The organism is Archangium sp. (assembly GCF_036389735.1).
Classification (GTDB): Bacteria; Myxococcota; Myxococcia; order Myxococcales; family Myxococcaceae; genus Archangium.
Genome location: NZ_DASVWK010000937.1, coordinates 21,895 through 36,047, shown reverse-complemented (window position 1 = coordinate 36,047; position 14,153 = coordinate 21,895). Strand labels below are relative to the sequence as shown.

13 protein-coding genes are annotated in these 14,153 nt (G+C 69.4%); 7 read left to right on the top strand and 6 right to left on the bottom strand.

Annotation, left to right across the window (positions count from 1 at the left end; genetic code table 11):
- Window positions 1–196: hypothetical protein (locus VF794_RS33340; protein WP_331117158.1), on the top strand; the 196-nt coding region annotated here is incomplete at its 5' end.
- Window positions 197–379: 183 nt separating this feature from the next.
- Here the strand turns inward: VF794_RS33340 and VF794_RS33335 are convergent.
- Window positions 380–616, bottom strand: coding sequence for a hypothetical protein (locus tag VF794_RS33335; RefSeq protein WP_331117157.1), 237 nt, complete (start codon window positions 614–616; stop codon window positions 380–382).
- Between the two features lie 547 nt (window positions 617–1,163).
- Between VF794_RS33335 and VF794_RS33330 the strand changes: the two genes are divergently transcribed.
- Window positions 1,164–1,712, top strand: coding sequence for a hypothetical protein (locus VF794_RS33330; protein ID WP_331117156.1), 549 nt, complete (start codon window positions 1,164–1,166; stop codon window positions 1,710–1,712).
- Between the two features lie 88 nt (window positions 1,713–1,800).
- Entirely contained in the window at window positions 1,801–2,604 is an 804-nt protein-coding gene (locus tag VF794_RS33325) for a hypothetical protein (protein ID WP_331117155.1), read from the top strand.
- 179 nt (window positions 2,605–2,783) lie between these two features.
- Here VF794_RS33325 and VF794_RS33320 read toward each other — a convergent pair whose 3' ends face one another.
- From VF794_RS33320 to VF794_RS33310, 3 genes are all read right to left on the bottom strand, one after another.
- Window positions 2,784–3,950, bottom strand: a complete 1,167-nt coding sequence (locus VF794_RS33320; RefSeq protein WP_331117154.1) for an SDR family oxidoreductase — start codon at window positions 3,948–3,950, stop codon at window positions 2,784–2,786.
- Window positions 3,947–5,209 (bottom strand): MFS transporter, encoded by a 1,263-nt coding sequence (locus VF794_RS33315; protein ID WP_331117153.1) that lies wholly within the window; start codon window positions 5,207–5,209, stop codon window positions 3,947–3,949. The genes VF794_RS33320 and VF794_RS33315 overlap by 4 nt, the downstream gene beginning before the upstream one ends.
- Before the next feature lie 70 nt (window positions 5,210–5,279).
- A complete protein-coding gene (locus VF794_RS33310) occupies window positions 5,280–6,572 on the bottom strand; it encodes a pyridoxal phosphate-dependent aminotransferase (RefSeq protein ID WP_331117152.1) in 1,293 nt (430 codons plus the stop codon).
- 284 nt (window positions 6,573–6,856) lie between these two features.
- Between VF794_RS33310 and VF794_RS33305 the strand changes: the two genes are divergently transcribed.
- Together VF794_RS33305 and VF794_RS33300 are read left to right on the top strand one after the other, a co-directional pair.
- Complete coding sequence (locus VF794_RS33305) at window positions 6,857–7,324, top strand: CHRD domain-containing protein (RefSeq protein ID WP_331117151.1); 468 nt, start codon at window positions 6,857–6,859, stop codon at window positions 7,322–7,324.
- A 135-nt stretch (window positions 7,325–7,459) separates the two neighbouring features.
- A complete protein-coding gene (locus VF794_RS33300) occupies window positions 7,460–8,146 on the top strand; it encodes an AMIN-like domain-containing (lipo)protein (protein ID WP_331117150.1) in 687 nt (228 codons plus the stop codon).
- A gap of 9 nt (window positions 8,147–8,155) precedes the next feature.
- Here the strand turns inward: VF794_RS33300 and VF794_RS33295 are convergent, their stop codons facing one another.
- Entirely contained in the window at window positions 8,156–10,129 is a 1,974-nt protein-coding gene (locus VF794_RS33295) for a 4-alpha-glucanotransferase (protein ID WP_331117149.1), read from the bottom strand.
- A gap of 139 nt (window positions 10,130–10,268) precedes the next feature.
- On the opposite strand from VF794_RS33295, the gene VF794_RS33290 reads away from it, so the two are divergent.
- Together VF794_RS33290 and VF794_RS33285 are read left to right on the top strand one after the other, a co-directional pair.
- The gene (locus tag VF794_RS33290) at window positions 10,269–10,685 is read left to right on the top strand and encodes an anti-sigma regulatory factor (protein WP_331117148.1); all 417 of its coding nucleotides are present in this window, start codon (window positions 10,269–10,271) and stop codon (window positions 10,683–10,685) included.
- A gap of 90 nt (window positions 10,686–10,775) precedes the next feature.
- Window positions 10,776–12,998: an ATP-binding protein gene (locus VF794_RS33285; protein ID WP_331117147.1), complete on the top strand. Its 2,223-nt coding sequence runs from the start codon at window positions 10,776–10,778 to the stop codon at window positions 12,996–12,998.
- A 9-nt stretch (window positions 12,999–13,007) separates the two neighbouring features.
- Here VF794_RS33285 and VF794_RS33280 read toward each other — a convergent pair whose 3' ends face one another.
- A complete protein-coding gene (locus tag VF794_RS33280) occupies window positions 13,008–14,147 on the bottom strand; it encodes an oxygenase MpaB family protein (RefSeq protein ID WP_331117146.1) in 1,140 nt (379 codons plus the stop codon).
- Between the last annotated feature and the right edge of the window lie 6 nt (window positions 14,148–14,153).

The following is a 14,153-nucleotide window of genomic DNA, read 5'->3' as shown; positions in this document are numbered from 1 at the left end:
GGAGCTGGCGGTGCTGGGGAGCACCGCGGTCGTGGCGAGCCTGGGTCGGACGGTTCAGCGGGTGACCTGCCTCGCCTCCGTGCGGCCCGTGGCTCCGCGGCTGGTGGTGACCTCTTCGCAGGGCTTCAGCCCGGGTCCGGTGGCACGGGGCAACACGCGCCTGGAGGTCGACGAGGGCGGCATCTACAGCTGGTAGCTCTTTCGAGGTTTCGCCCCCCTGGTGCACCGGGGGGCCAGCCCGGGAGTCCGGTGGGGGCCGGGCTCCAGGGCTGACGACCCAACGATTCCTGCCCGTCGGAAGAAAAGGCAGCGAGGTCGAGGTCGGAGTGATGGGGGATGTCTCGCCACAAACGAGGCATCCCCCATTTTTTTGGGGCCGCTAGCCCGCCTGGGCCGCCCCTCCCCGCTCCTGGTGCCATGCGGCGAGCACCTCGCCCTCCTTGCCGCTGCCCGAGCCCGTGGCCGTTGGCGCACCCGCGGGCAGCTCTGCGGGTGTCCTTCCAGGTGTGGTGCCAGGGACGGGGGTTGCGCCCGCGTTGGCGGCCTCGGGGGCACGCTCGGCAGGCGGGCGGGTGCCGACGACGGAGGGCATGAAGCCCAAGAAGGTGGACCCCAAGGCCTTCAAGGAGTGGCTGGGGAGGTGTAGTTGTCGCTGAGCACCAGGCGCTGAAGGAGTAGCGCGAGCAGTACCGGGGCTTCGTCGCGTTGTGCCGAGAGGCGGCGGCTCGATGGAGGTGGGGGACTTTTCAGCCCCCTTTCCGCCCTTCTCCTTCCCGCCGCGTGTCGTGCCGGGTCGCGTCACTCGAATTCTTTGACACCTTCTCCGGCCGCCTCCATGCAGAGCAACAAGGGTCCGAAAACGTGCCCGGGCCGAAGTCCCCGCGGGACGAGGCACTCGGTCGTCATCTGCATGTCAGCGCCTCATGGTCCCATCCCCGGCTTTACACAGCACCGGGAGGAGCATGTTGGTCATGAAAAGCAGTGGAAGCAGGGCGAGGCGCACCTGGAGGCTGGAGGGTTTTCTCCTGGTGCTCATAGCGGCCTTCGGCGCCCAAGCAGGGTCGCCGTCTTCTACACTCTCTGGCCGTAGGCCGGACTCCAAGGAGCCCTGGGGCGCTTTTCTTGGCCGAGCCGCACATGACGTCATTGGCAGGGAGTACCGCATGCAGCATCCCTCCAACGTCATCTTCCTCGATGCCAGCCTCTCCACCATTGTGGAAGAGGGGAAGTTGGGGGATCCCGAGCGTCTTTCAGCACTCGTGAGGCTCTTGCGTCCGGACATCACCAATACCGACGCCCTCGTGCTCTTCGAGATCAAACCGGACGATGAAGAGTCGCGCGGCGAAGGGAGAGAACAGGCGGGGCGCTATCTAGCGGCCCTGAACAAGGCCGTCGAGCCTGACAGGAAACTCGTGGGAGGAACTGGCTTCGAGGGGGCCCTCTTCCTCGAATTCGAGAACGGGGGCGCGCTTTGGAAGTTGTCCTGGCGCACGCCAGAGCCCGGAGTGACGCTGTACCGCTGGAGTTACCGACGCAAAAAGCCCGGTGCTTCATGGAAGGAGCGGGCAGCCCAGAAGGAAGAGGAGTTGCCCAGGGAAGAGGTGGAGCAGCGCGGCGAATTGGCCGAGCAGTCGATCCGGGCTGCCTATGAGGGGGGCGAACGTCCCAAGGACTTCCAGGGCCAGGTCTATCTGTCTGGGGACTGCCGCTGAGCCGGGCGGGAGGCACCCGCCGCCCTCGGGGTGAGTGAAATTCCTGGTCCTTGAGGAGCACCTGACCGCAGTGTTAGGGCGAAAGGTCATGATCACGCAACAGCCCCCGGCGCTCAAGTTTCCAGCGATGCTCCACGGCTCCATCCCCAACATTCGCCGCAAGGTGAGAGCCGAGGGCCAGTGGTGGGCCCGGGAGTACCTCGAGGCGGGTACTTTTCCCCAGCCCCGGCAGATGCGTCAGGTGCCGCCCGCCGAAGTGCTGGTGATGCACTCAGGAGCTGATTTCGACTCGGCCCGCCCGCGTTGGCGGGTGAACCTGTTCGTCGAGGTCTTCATTGGCTTGAATGAAGGCGTCCAGAAGGAGGAGCGCCAGCGCATGAGGGACGCCTTCGAGTCCTTTTGCCTGAGTACTCCCTGGGGGGCTCTCTACCACGCCGTGTCTCCGCCCCCACTGCGGAGCGCTGAGCGCATGGCGAACCGGCTCGCATCGGTGCTTCGCTTCTGGGATGTGCTCCAGGGCCTTCGCTACGCGTTCTGGTCGTTCGATCAGAAGTACACGCTGGACGATCTCATGGATGACATCTACCGCAAGACCCTGGATGCTTGGTGCCCCCGAGGCCCTATCTCGGTCCGCGAGCATCTGGCCCTGACGGTGGAGCGCATGTCTCGCGCAACCCGAGAGGATTGCCTGGAGGCCGTGCTCCGGGTAATTCCTGGCCTGGTGGAGGTGGACCCCCATCTCAAACACCGCGAGGTACTCAGCGACCCGAACTTCCTGCGTGAGCGCCTCTCCGCGCTCCCCCCGAAGAAGTTCGAGGATTTCTCCAGCGCCTACAAATACGCGGTGTCCGGGCAGTTATGGGACTGGGACAGGGAGTTGGGGCGGCATTAGCCCGGAAGGGTGGCAGACGATGGGGAGGCGGCGAGGTACCAAACGGGTAGGGGCACGTCTCACTCCTGAATGAAAGAAGGGCGGCGGCTTCGATTCCCGCCGCCTCCATGCAGGGCCCCCCTCCTCTGAGCCTGACCCACTCCTAATGAGGCGCGGGTTGGGCTTGCCCCGTGACGTCGCTAGCCCGCCTTGGCCGCCCCGCCCCGCTCCTGGTGCCAGGCGGCGAGCACCTCGCGCTCGCGCTCCGGGGGGAGGCCGGCCCGCTTCCCGAGCTCCGCCTGCCGCTCCGGGGGCAGCCCGTTGAACCACGTCAGCGTGTCGCGCGCCGTGTCCTCCACCGGGCGGAACTTCAGCCCGCGCGCCATGGCCCTGGCGTTGCTGACGCCGCTCATCCCCGCCATCTCGCCCTGGGCCGGCACCCACACGGGCATATCCATCCAGGGCCTCACCTTGTGCTTCTCCAGGAAGGCGGCGTCGGCCCACGTGAAGGTGGCGTTACCGCCGCTGGCCTTCTGGCAGGCCTCCAACAGCTCCTTCATGGTGAGCGGCTTCGCCGGACCGGTGGCGTTGAAGATGCCGAAGTCCTTGTTCTCGAGGGTGAGGATCGTCCACGCCGCCAGGTCCCGCACGTCGATGAACTGCGCCGTGTCCGAGCCATCGCCGGGAGCGAGCACCTCGCCGCCCCGGGCCACGCGCACGGGCCAGTAGGAGAAGCGCTGGGTGGGGTCGTCCGGGCCCACGATGAGGCCGGGGCGGATGTGGGTGGTGCGCCCGGGGAAGGCGGCCTCGGCGGCCTGCTCGCAGAGGGCCTTGAGCGCACCGTAGTTCTCCCGGACGTTCTCGTTGGTGGGGTCGTCCACGGTGGCCAGTGGCGCGCTCTCGTCCATGCCCGGCCGGGGCAGTTCCTTGTAGACGGAGATGGTGGAGATGAAGACGTAGTGGCCCACGTGGGGGGCCAGCAGCTCCGCCGAGGCCTTCACGATGCGGGGCACATAGCCGGAGGTGTCGATGACGGCATCCCAGCTCCGGCCCTCGAGTGCCTTGAGGCCCTCGCCATTCTTCGGGTCCCGGTCGCCGTGGAGCTTCTCCACGTCCGGGAAGAGCTGGGGCCGCGTCTTGCCGCGGTTGAAGAGGGTGACGGTGTGGCCGCGCGAGCGCGCCACCTCCACGAGCTGGGGCCCGAGGAACCCCGTCCCCCCGAGGATGAGGATGCGCTTGCCTCCGCTCGGCGCGGCCGGACGGGACACCTCGCCGCCCCCCTTCACCTTCGTGGAAGCGCAACCCACGGTCCACAGCGAGCCCAACGCGGCGGCGCCCTGCAACAAGCCTCTGCGAGACAGCTTCATGTGACTACCCCCTCTTTGAGTGGAACGCGCTGCTGGTACCGGGCGAGCCACAGGGACACGCCGAGCCACAAGCCGGCCACGGGCACGGCGGCCAGCGAGAGCCCCACCAGACCCAGGCCCAGGCCCGCGAGCCCCGTGTTCAGCCAGGCGCTCAACGTGTCACTGGCGCGGTACACCACCGTGTCGATGAAGTTCTTGGACTTGTACTTGGCCTCGCGGTCCACGCTGGTGAAGAGGACCTCGCGCCCGGGCCGCTCGAAGGCGTAGTGCGAGGCCCCGCGCAGCGCCTTGAAGCCGATGAGCACCCCGAGCGTGGGCAGCACCGCCAGCCCCAGGAAGCCGAGCACGGTGAACACCGGCACGATGGCCAGCGCCGCCGCCAGCCCCAGGCGCGGCATGAGCCGCCCCGTCACCACCGTCTGGAGCACGAGCGTGAAGATCTGCACCCACAGCTCGATGCGGGCGGACATGGCGGTGAGCTCGGCGGTGCCGTTGGCCGTCGCCTCCACCAGACGCAGTTGCTGGAAATAGAGGAACGTGGAGGTGAGCGTATAGAGGACGGTGTGGAGCCCCAGCACCAGCAGGAAGGGCGAGGTGGCCAGCAGCTTCAGCCCGGCGAAGATGCCTCCTCCCACCGGGGCCTCGGCGGCGAGCACCCGGGGCGGCCCTCCCACGGCCCGGCGAGACAGCAGCCGCACGCACTGCGCACTGGTCTCCAGCAGCACCATGGACAGGAGCATCAGGTTGATGGGCCCCAGCGTGCCCACCAGCGTGGTGGCCAGCAGGGGCCCCACCAACATGCCCGCCGTCCCGCCCGCGGCGATGAAACCGAAGAGACGCCGGCCCTGCTCGCTCTCGAACAGGTCCGCCATGAAGCTCCAGAAGATGGAGACGACGAAGAGGTTGTAGACGCCCACCCAGACGAAGAAGGCCCGCGCCACCGACTCGGGCTCCACGCCCCACGTCAACAGCGCGAAGAAGGCCAGGAGGTTGAGCAGGAAGAAGCGGTAGACGAGCGGGATGACGCGCCGCCTCGGCCAGCGCGACACCAGCGCTGAGAAGAGGGGTACCACCAGCAGCATCACCACGAAGCCCGCGGTGATGAGCCACGGCACCTTCTTCACGCCGCCCTCGATGGCCATCGCATCCCGGAGCGGCTTGAGGATGGCGTAGCCACACATCAGCGTGAAGAAGTACGCGAAGGACAGCAGGACCGAGCCCACCTCCTCGTCCTTCACGTTCACGAATCGCTTGAGCATGGGTGCCGGTGCCGTCCCTGGAGCGTGCCGCCACCAACCGCGACACGGCACCCCTATTCCCGGTGCCCCGCTACCTGCCCGCCGCCTCGCGCAGCACGGCCTCCACCCTCGGCAGGGCCGCGCGGATCTCCTCCATCGACACCGCGCCCACCGACAGGCGGAACCAGCCCGTGTCCTCCTTCAGGCCAAAGGCCTGGAAGGGCACCAGCGCGAAGCCCGCCTTGTCCAGCAGCAGCTTGCGGATGTCGTCGTTCGTCTTCAGCCCCGCCTTGCCGACGAGGTCGACCTGCGCCGACAGGTAGATGGCCCCCTGCGGCGCGATGGAGCGCACCGGCAGCCCCGCCTCCCGCATCGCCGAGAAGCCCTGGTGCAGCGCCACCAGCCGCTCGTCCACGCGCTTGCGCATCACCTCCAGGAAGCCCGACGTGGCCGGCACGTCATCCAGGAAGCGCGCCACCGCCACCTGCTCGGCCTTCGGTGCCCACGCCCCCACGTGCCCCAGCACGTCCTTCATCCGCGAGATGATGGACGGCGGCCCCAGCGCCCACCCCACCCGCACGCCCGTCGCCGCGAACGCCTTCGAGATGCCATCCACGAACACCGTGTACGGCGCCAGCTCCGGCACCAGCTCCAGCGGCGTCACGTGCTTCGTCTGCCCGAACGTGAGCGTCCAATAAATCTGGTCGTACATCACGATGAGCGGCTTGCGTCCCTGTGCCTCGCGCTGACGGTTCTCCTCCACCACGCGCTGGCTGATGTCCCGCAGGGCCTCGGGGGAGATCATCGTCCCCGTGGGGTTGAGCGGGCTGCACAGACACAGCAGGCGCGCCTCCTTCAGGTGCGGCGCCAGCTGCTCCACCGTGGGCATGAAGCCATGCTCGGCCTCGGTGATCACCGGCACGTGCTTGGCCCCCACCATGTGCGTGTAGTGGTTGTTGTTCCACGAGGGCACCGGGTAGACGACCAGCTCCCCCGGATCCACCACCGCGCGGAAGATGGCGTAGATGACCGGCCGCGCGCCGCCAGCGATGAGCACGCTCTCCAGCGGATACTTCAGGCCGAGCGCGCGCTCGTAGAAGCGCAGCACCGCCTGCCGGAGCGACAGCACACCATCCGAGGGCGGGTAGTTCGTCTCCCCTGCCTTCAGCGCCGTGGCGATGCCCTCGCCCAGCAGCGGGGGGATGGGGAACTCCTTGGGGCTGAAATCGCCCACGGTGAGGTTGCACACCTGTTTGCCCTGGGCCACCAGCTCGCGGATTTCCCCCGAGATACGGAGGATTTCGCTACCGATGAGCCCGCGCACCATCGTGCTGGCGGTGTCGTCCCGCCGGGGACCAAGCAGGGATGTGAGATCGAGGGACATGGGGCTTTGCTCCAGGGGGCGGGGGACGCGTCCAGGCGAACGATATATGCGGCGGCGCCGGTCCTCCCAAGGGGTCTGTGTGATTTTCCGCTCCCCTTGCGTGCACGACCCCGCATGCCCCCTTCCCTCCCAGGCGGGAAGAGGCTCCGAGAATGCCCGCTACCGGGCACTTGCCCTCACGTCGCATCCATGGAGGTGCGGAAGTCCTCTAGACACGCAGCCCGACCCAGGGCCCCGGCCTACTTCGGGCACCACGGGCCCTGGCGGATCGACAGGAGAAACCGATGAACATGCGTGACATGAAGCGCTCGGCGGTGCGGTCGTTGGTGGGAGCGGGCCTGCTGATGCTGGTCGGCTGCGGGCAGACGTACGTGGCGACCAGTCAGCTCTCGGGCGCCAGCGAGGCTCCCAATCCGGTGACGACCAGCGCCGCCGGGACGTCCACCGCCACGCTCGACGGCAACGAGCTCACCGTCACCGGCGGCTTCAATGGACTCCAGAGCGACTTGATGGAGACGGCTGGCAGCTCGGCCCACGTCCACAGGGGCGCCTCGGGCACCGCCGGTCCCATCGTCTTCAATCTCACCGTCACCAGCACCGACAAGCGCAACGGCACCTTCACCGGGACCAAGTCGCTCAGCAACGAAGAGGAGGAGGACTTCAAGAACGGGCTCTATTACGTGAACGTCCACACCGCCAACAACCCGAGCGGTGAGATTCGCGGCCAGTTCGTGCCCCTCGTGCAGGACTAAGGCCCTCCGCTGGCGGAGCCGACGTCGTCCCGGCTCCGCTGGCTGCCCCGAATCCCTCTGGCACTCGGGCGCCGCTCGTGCCACATGGGGCCCCGTTTCCGGCCCGGCTCACACGGGCCGCCCAGGAGGACGACGATGAAGGTGACTGGACGCTGGATGACGCTGGGGCTCGCCGCCTGCCTCGTGACCGCTGGCTGCAAGAAGGAAGAGCCGACGCCCCCGCCCGCCGCTCCCGCCGAGCCCACCCCTCCCGCCGAGCAGGTCGTCGATGCCGGGGCGGAGCAGCCGGTCGACGCCGGAGCCACTCCGGAGGTCGATGCCGGGGCCACTCCGCCGCCCGCGCCCACCCCTCCGGGCTCGCAGGCGCTCCAGCCGGAGGACCCGAAGAACCGCGAGTGGACCGCCGGCCTCGTGAACATCCAGCGCGCCACCCTCGAGCCGGTGACGCTGCGCGAGGTGCGTGCCGCCCGCAACGAGGGCTTCGACCGTGTCGTCTTCCAGTTCGACGGCGACCAGGTGCCCGGCTACCACCTCGAGTACATCGACAAGCCCATCATCAAGTGCGGCTCCGGAGACCCCACGGAGATCGCCGGCCAGGGCTGGCTCCAGGTGCGCCTCCAGCCCGCGCAGGCGCACGCGGACGGCAAGGCGACCGTCACCCAGCGCGAGCACAAGCCCAAGCTGCCCGTCCTCGCGGAGCTGGAGATGACGTGCGACTTCGAGGCCGAGGCCACCTGGGTGCTCGGCGTGAAGAACCCCAACAAGTACCGCGTCCTGGAGCTGAAGGAGCCCACCCGGCTCGTGGTGGACGTGCAGCACTGAGCACGTCCCTCACCCCCCTTGCAGCTCCCCGGCCAGCCGCTCCAGCGCCGCGAGGAGCTCCCGGTGCCGCGCGCGCGCTTCCCCACCGCTCGCGCGCAGCGCCAGGGCCAGCACCCTGGGCAGGTTCAACGCCGCGTCCTTCCCGAGCTTCTCCGCGTAGTCGCGCCGGTAGTCATTGGGCACGCGCAGGCTCCAGTTCTCCTCGCTCACCGTGCCGGGCGCGTTGTACGTCTCCTTCATCCCCAGCAGGTCCGCGAAGAACACCATCACGTTCTCCGCCCGGCTGACGAACAGGTCCGCGAACTTCGCCTGCACCAGCAGCCCCGGCTCCTCCAGCAGCCGCCGCGCGAAGGCCTCGCGCCCCTCCTCCTCCGGGTGCAGCCGCCACGCCAGGTAGTCCGCCTGCGCCCGTGCCCCGCCCGCCCGCCGCCACTGGTCCGCCAGGGCCCAGATGGGCTTCGTGTCGTGGTTGCCCACCATGATCCAATCCGCGGGCACGGCGTTCTCGCTCCGGTACACGTCCTGGGGGTTCGTCAGGTCCGCCTTCTGCGTCACCCGGAAGCGCCCCAGCCCGTACTGCTCCATCACCCGCTTCAGCGGATAGGGCATGGTGCTCAGCACCTCGCACAGCAGGTCCGACACCTTGCGCCCATGGGCCTGTGCCGCCGCGATGATGGCGTTGAAGAGGGCGCTGTAGCCACGCACCTGCTCCGGGCGCAGCTCGCGCACCCAACCATCCGCGTGGCGCGGCACCGAGCGGTCGAGCTGCTCCGGCGTGACGAGGGCCCAGCGCGCCAGCTCCGCGTGGTCCGGCAGGTCCGGTGAGGAGAAGAGCCGCGCCCCCCGCTGCACCGCGCGCAGGGCGTCCAGCTCCCCAGCCCGGTACACCCACGGACACACCAGCCCGTGCGGATGATCGATGCGCAGCCCGTCGTACTCGGACAGCATCTTGTTCATCCGCAGGCCCATGAACCACAGCACCGGGCCCGGCACCGGCGCCGGCGCGTAGGGGCCCGCCTCGGTTCCGGGCGGCGCGTGGTACTGCGCCGGGTCCAGCACCGGGTAGTTCCACGGCTGGCCCTCGGGGTTGGTGCGGCTGGGCGGCGCCCCCATCAGGTAGGCGCCCAGGAACAACCCCTGGTACGCCCACGCATCCTTCGGCGAGAAGCCAATCTGCAGGTCGCCGTACAGCTTCAGGCCCCAGGCCACCGTCCGCTCCCGCAGCGCCGCGTGCTGCGAGTGCACCAGGAACTGCTGGAAGGCATGGGCCTCCACCCGCCCCGCGTACTTCGCCAGCAGCACCTGGCGGCGCTTGGTGAAGGCCGCCTCCTCGCCCGCGCGCGGCCACCACAGCCGTCGATCCCACTCGCTCGACCATTCCTTCCAATAGGGGCGCCCATGCTCCAGGCAGAGCGCTTCATAGAGCGCGTCCCGCTCCAGCCACTCGTGGTGCTCGCGCCGGAAGGTGTCGAAGTGCTCGGCCAGCCACGCCACCGCGCTGCCCGGCGCGGCCTGGGCACGCTTGTGCTGGAAGGTGGTCCACGCCTCCTCCAGCGCCTCGCCCTGGGCGTGGAAGGCATAGCGGTGCTTCGCCCGCGGCTCGCTTCCCCCGGGCCGGGCCGCGACGAGGGCCTGCACGCGCTCGGGCCGCAGCAGCCCTCCCCAGGAGTCCTCGTGCGTCAGGGGCGCGAGCGCCACGTTCAGCATGTTGCGCGAGAAGAGCGTCCCGTCATACGGCGAGGCGTTGTCCTCCGACGTCTGCCCCTGCGGGCCCAGTTGGATGCCGTTGAAGCCCAGCTCCCGCGCGAACGCCAGGAAGCGCATGCCTCCCTCCGAGTACGGCGAGCCTCGGCCGAGATCCTCGTCCGGAGCGCTCGGGAAGCTCGGGTCGTGGATGCTCAGCACCAGGTTGCGCACGTTGAGCGCGGCCAGGGCCGCCGTCACGTGTCGCCGGTAGTCTTCGGGCAGGGTGGCTCGGGGCATCGGCCCCCATTGTACCCAGGTCCGGGGTGCTTGCCTGGAGTCCTCCGACTCCCCACCTTGCGCGAGGCGGGGGGCCGCGTATGCCAGGCACGCGGGAGTCCATATCCAGACGGGACCGGGACCGTGCCGCGAGGCGGCCATGACGATCCACGTGCTCGCCAGTCAGGAGCTGAAGATCGACAGCGAGGACGACGTGGTGCTCGTGCGCCGCGCCGTGCGCACGCTGGCGGAGGCGCGAGGCTTCGACTCGTTCGCCGTCGCGGCCCTCACCACCGCCGTTACCGAGCTCAGCCGCAATGTCTGGGTCCATGCCCGCCGGGGCATGGCCCTCGTCGAGGAGGTGACGGACGGGGAGCGAAACGGCATCCGGGTGGAGTTCCGCGACGAGGGGCCCGGCATCGCCGACATCGAATGGGCCATGGCCAGTGGGCACAGCACCGCGTCCTCGCTCGGCCTGGGGCTCGGCGGCACCCGGCGTCTGGTGGATGTCTTCCACCTGGAGTCCAAGCCCGGCCAGGGCACCACCGTGTGCATCACCAAATGGAAGCGCGCCTGAACCCCTGGTCGTGCGCCCCCAGCACCCACCAGTGAACATTGCTGGAGACGGGCCCTGGAGGCCGCAGCTTCCGGTTGGAAGGGTGCACGAATGAGCATGGTGGACGACCCCCCAACCCACTCCCTGCCGAGCCTCCCCATGGGCGAGGGGCTGGCGGCCCTGGTGCTGGCCCAGCTCTTCGAGCGAGCCCGCCCGCTGGTGGACGCGCTCTTCGCGCAGGTGAGCGATGGCGTCACCGTCCAGGCCAGGGACCTCTCCCTGTGCTTCGCCAACCCCGCCGCGGCCCGCCTGCTCGGCGTCAGTTCCCCGGAGGAGCTGCTGGGCGCGGGCGGTGCCTCGGTGTTCTCGCGCTACGTGTTGCTGGACGAGCAGGGCCAGCCCATGGGCCTCGACATGCTGCCCGGCCGGCAGGTGCTCGCGGGCCAGAGCGTCATCGAGCGCGTCCTGCGCTTCCGTGACAAGCGGACGGGCCAGGAGTGGTGGAGCCGGGTGTCCGCGGCCCCGGTGCGCGACGCCCAGGGCTCGGTGATGTACGCCGTCAACGTCTTCCAGGACGTCACCGAGGTGATGCGCACCCAGGAGAAGCTCACCCTGCTGGCCGAAGCCAGCGAGCTGCTCTCCGCCTCGCTCGACCTGGAGAGCACGCTGACGGCCACCGCGCGCCTGCTGGTGCCCCGGGTGGCGGACTGGTGCACGGTGGATCTGGCCGAAGAGGCCTCGCCCTCCCGACAGGTGGCCGTCATCCACAGGGACCCGGCCAAGGTGGAGCTGGCCCGGAGGCTGCGCGAGCGCTACCCGCCGGATCCGCGGGCGCCCGGCGGCATCGCCCACGTGCTGCGCACGGGCGTACCGGCGCTCACCTCCGACATCGCCGAGGCCATGCTGACGGGGGTGGCGCGGGACGCGGAGCACTTGAGCCTGCTGCGCGAGCTGGGCCTGCGCTCCATGCTGGTGGTGCCCCTCTCGGCCCGGGGGCGGACGTTGGGGACCGTCACGGTGGCCTGCGCGGAGTCGGAGCGGAGGCTGGGCCAGGAGGATCTCCGGTTGGTGGAGGAGCTGGCCCGCCGCGCCGCGCTCGCGGTGGACAACGCCCGGCTCTACGCCGAGGCGAAGCGCGCCCAGGCCCGGCAGGAGGTGGCACTCGAGGCCGGGCGCATGGGGGCCTGGGAGTGGAACGTCGCCGCCGGGCGCGTGTCCTGGGCGCCCACGCTGGAGCGCATCCACGGCATCCCCGTGGGCAGCTTCGATGGCTCCTTCGAGGCCTACCAGAGCGACATGCACCCGGAGGATCGGGAGCGGGTGCTCTCCAGCATCCAGCGCGTGGTGGCCGAGCGCGAGCCGGAGCACCACGTGCAGTACCGCATCATCCGCCCGGACGGAGAGGTGCGCTGGCTGGAGGCCCACGGCCGGCTCACGTTGGACGAGCAGGGCCGGCCCGCGCGTCTGACGGGCGTGTGTACCGACATCACCGAGCGGCTCGCCCTGGAGGAGGACGCGCGGCGGCTGGTGCGTGAGCAGGCGGCACGAGCCGAGGCCGAGCGCGCCCGCCAGCACACCGCCGAGCTCCTGGAGAGCCTGGAGAAGGCCCAGGCCGAGCTCGCCCAGCGCGCGCGGGAGCTGGCACGCTCCAACTCGGACCTGGAGCAGTTCGCCTACGTGGCCTCGCATGACCTGCAGGAGCCGCTGCGCATGGTGGCCAGCTACGTGCAGCTGCTGGCGCGGCGTTACAAGGGCAAGTTGGACGCGGACGCCGACGAGTTCATCCGCTACGCGGTGGACGGCGCCACGCGCATGCAATCGCTCATCAACGACCTGCTGGCCTTCTCGCGAGTGGGGACTCGGGGCAAGGAGCTGGTGCCGGTGTCCCTGGAGAAGTGCGCGGAGCGCGCCCTGTCCCACCTGAGGCTCGCCCTGGAGGAGTCCGGTGCCGAGGTGAAGCTGGAGTCGCTGCCGTGGGTGAAGGGGGATGAGACGCAGCTTGTCCAGCTCCTCCAGAACCTGGTGGGCAACGCGGTGAAGTTCCGAGGCGAGCAGCCCCCGCGCATCCGCGTGTCCACCACGCGCGAGGAGGACACCGTCACCGTCTCGGTGGAGGACAACGGCATTGGCATCGAGCCCCAGTACTACGAGCGCATCTTCGCCATCTTCCAGCGGCTGCACGGGAAGGAGGAGTACCCGGGCACGGGTATCGGCCTGTCCATCTGCAAGAAGATCGTCGAGCGCCACGGAGGACGCATCTGGGTGGAGTCCACCCCGGGACAGGGCAGCACGTTCCGCTTCACGCTCGCGGCGTCCGAGCCCCGGGCTCAGTGAAGCGGCTGACTAGAGCTGCTGCTCGCGGCCGCGCACGTTCCAGGAGTCGCGCAGCTCCTCGGGAATGCGGAAGGGCGGGCGATCATCCCCGCGGCTCACCCAGACGATGCCCTCCAGCAGCTTGCGGCCGAACAGCTCGCTGAGCTTCGCGTTCACCACGTTCTGCTCGTCTCCCTCGTCCATCACCCAGCCCAGCAGTTGCAGCGGCTTCACCAGCGCGCGCGTCCAGTCCGAGGGCGGCACCGCGAGCAGGTCCGCCGTGGACTCCCCCACCAGGTGGCGGATGAGCGTGCGGCTCAGCCCGTCGAAGAGGTTGCCGGGGATGATGTGCTCCAGCAGCTCGATGAGCGCGCCCGTCATCGCCTGGCCCTCGGGGCTGGCGCGGAACACGCGCTGGAAGATGGTGTCCGCCAGGCGCTCGCCGTCATCGAGCTCCACCGGCAGCAGGCGCTCGTCCACGCCCATGATGTAACCCACCACCCGCCACGCGTGGTAGTAGGCCTGCGCCTCGCGCGCCGAGAGCGTGTAGCCCATCTTCGCCAGCGCCCGGATCGTCACCACCGAGAACGTCACCAGCGTGCCCGCCATGTCCTCCTGGTTGATGGGCTGGCCCCACTCGGGCTTCCACTGGCCGCTCTGGCGGATGAGGTGGCGCACGGCGGCGTGCATCAGGCGCACCTTCTGCGCGTCCTTGATGCCCCACCCGTCCGGCTCCAGGCCTCCCGGAGACATGACGTCCACCACCATCTGCGCCGTCTCCACGATGCGGCGCTTCGTATCCGTCTGGAGGCGCGCGGTGAGGTGGAGCACCTGCACGCCCTGGGCTCCCGCGTAGCACGTGGGCAGCGCCGCGCACACCAGCGCCACCACCGACAGCGAGCCACAGCGGCTGAACACCGCCTGCCCCTCGCGGATGAGTTCCTTGTCCGCCCACGAGGGCAGCCTCGCGCTCTGCTCGAAGTAGCCGCGCAATGGCACGGGGAGCTGCTCCGACGACACCGACTCCTTGGCCACCAGTTGCTTCATCAGCTCGTTGGCCGAGCCCACCATTCCCTGCGAGAAGAGGCTCCGCACCGCCTCGTCCGCCGGCGGGTCGCACACCTCGCGCATGGAATCCATGAACTCATTCGTCCAACGCGTGTCCGTCATGGGCAA

Excerpts from the sequence above, each read along its gene's own strand:
- VF794_RS33285 (WP_331117147.1), top strand. The coding sequence starts at position 10,776 with ATGAGCATGGTGGACGACCCCCCAACCCACTCCCTGCCGAGCCTCCCC.
- VF794_RS33305 (WP_331117151.1), top strand. The coding sequence starts at position 6,857 with ATGAACATGCGTGACATGAAGCGCTCGGCGGTGCGGTCGTTGGTGGGA.
- VF794_RS33280 (WP_331117146.1), bottom strand. The coding sequence starts at position 14,147 with ATGACGGACACGCGTTGGACGAATGAGTTCATGGATTCCATGCGCGAG.
- VF794_RS33300 (WP_331117150.1), top strand. The coding sequence starts at position 7,460 with ATGAAGGTGACTGGACGCTGGATGACGCTGGGGCTCGCCGCCTGCCTC.
- VF794_RS33290 (WP_331117148.1), top strand. The coding sequence starts at position 10,269 with ATGACGATCCACGTGCTCGCCAGTCAGGAGCTGAAGATCGACAGCGAG.
- VF794_RS33295 (WP_331117149.1), bottom strand. The coding sequence starts at position 10,129 with ATGCCCCGAGCCACCCTGCCCGAAGACTACCGGCGACACGTGACGGCG.
- VF794_RS33330 (WP_331117156.1), top strand. The coding sequence starts at position 1,164 with ATGCAGCATCCCTCCAACGTCATCTTCCTCGATGCCAGCCTCTCCACC.
- VF794_RS33320 (WP_331117154.1), bottom strand. The coding sequence starts at position 3,950 with ATGAAGCTGTCTCGCAGAGGCTTGTTGCAGGGCGCCGCCGCGTTGGGC.
- VF794_RS33315 (WP_331117153.1), bottom strand. The coding sequence starts at position 5,209 with ATGCTCAAGCGATTCGTGAACGTGAAGGACGAGGAGGTGGGCTCGGTC.
- VF794_RS33325 (WP_331117155.1), top strand. The coding sequence starts at position 1,801 with ATGATCACGCAACAGCCCCCGGCGCTCAAGTTTCCAGCGATGCTCCAC.
- VF794_RS33310 (WP_331117152.1), bottom strand. The coding sequence starts at position 6,572 with ATGTCCCTCGATCTCACATCCCTGCTTGGTCCCCGGCGGGACGACACC.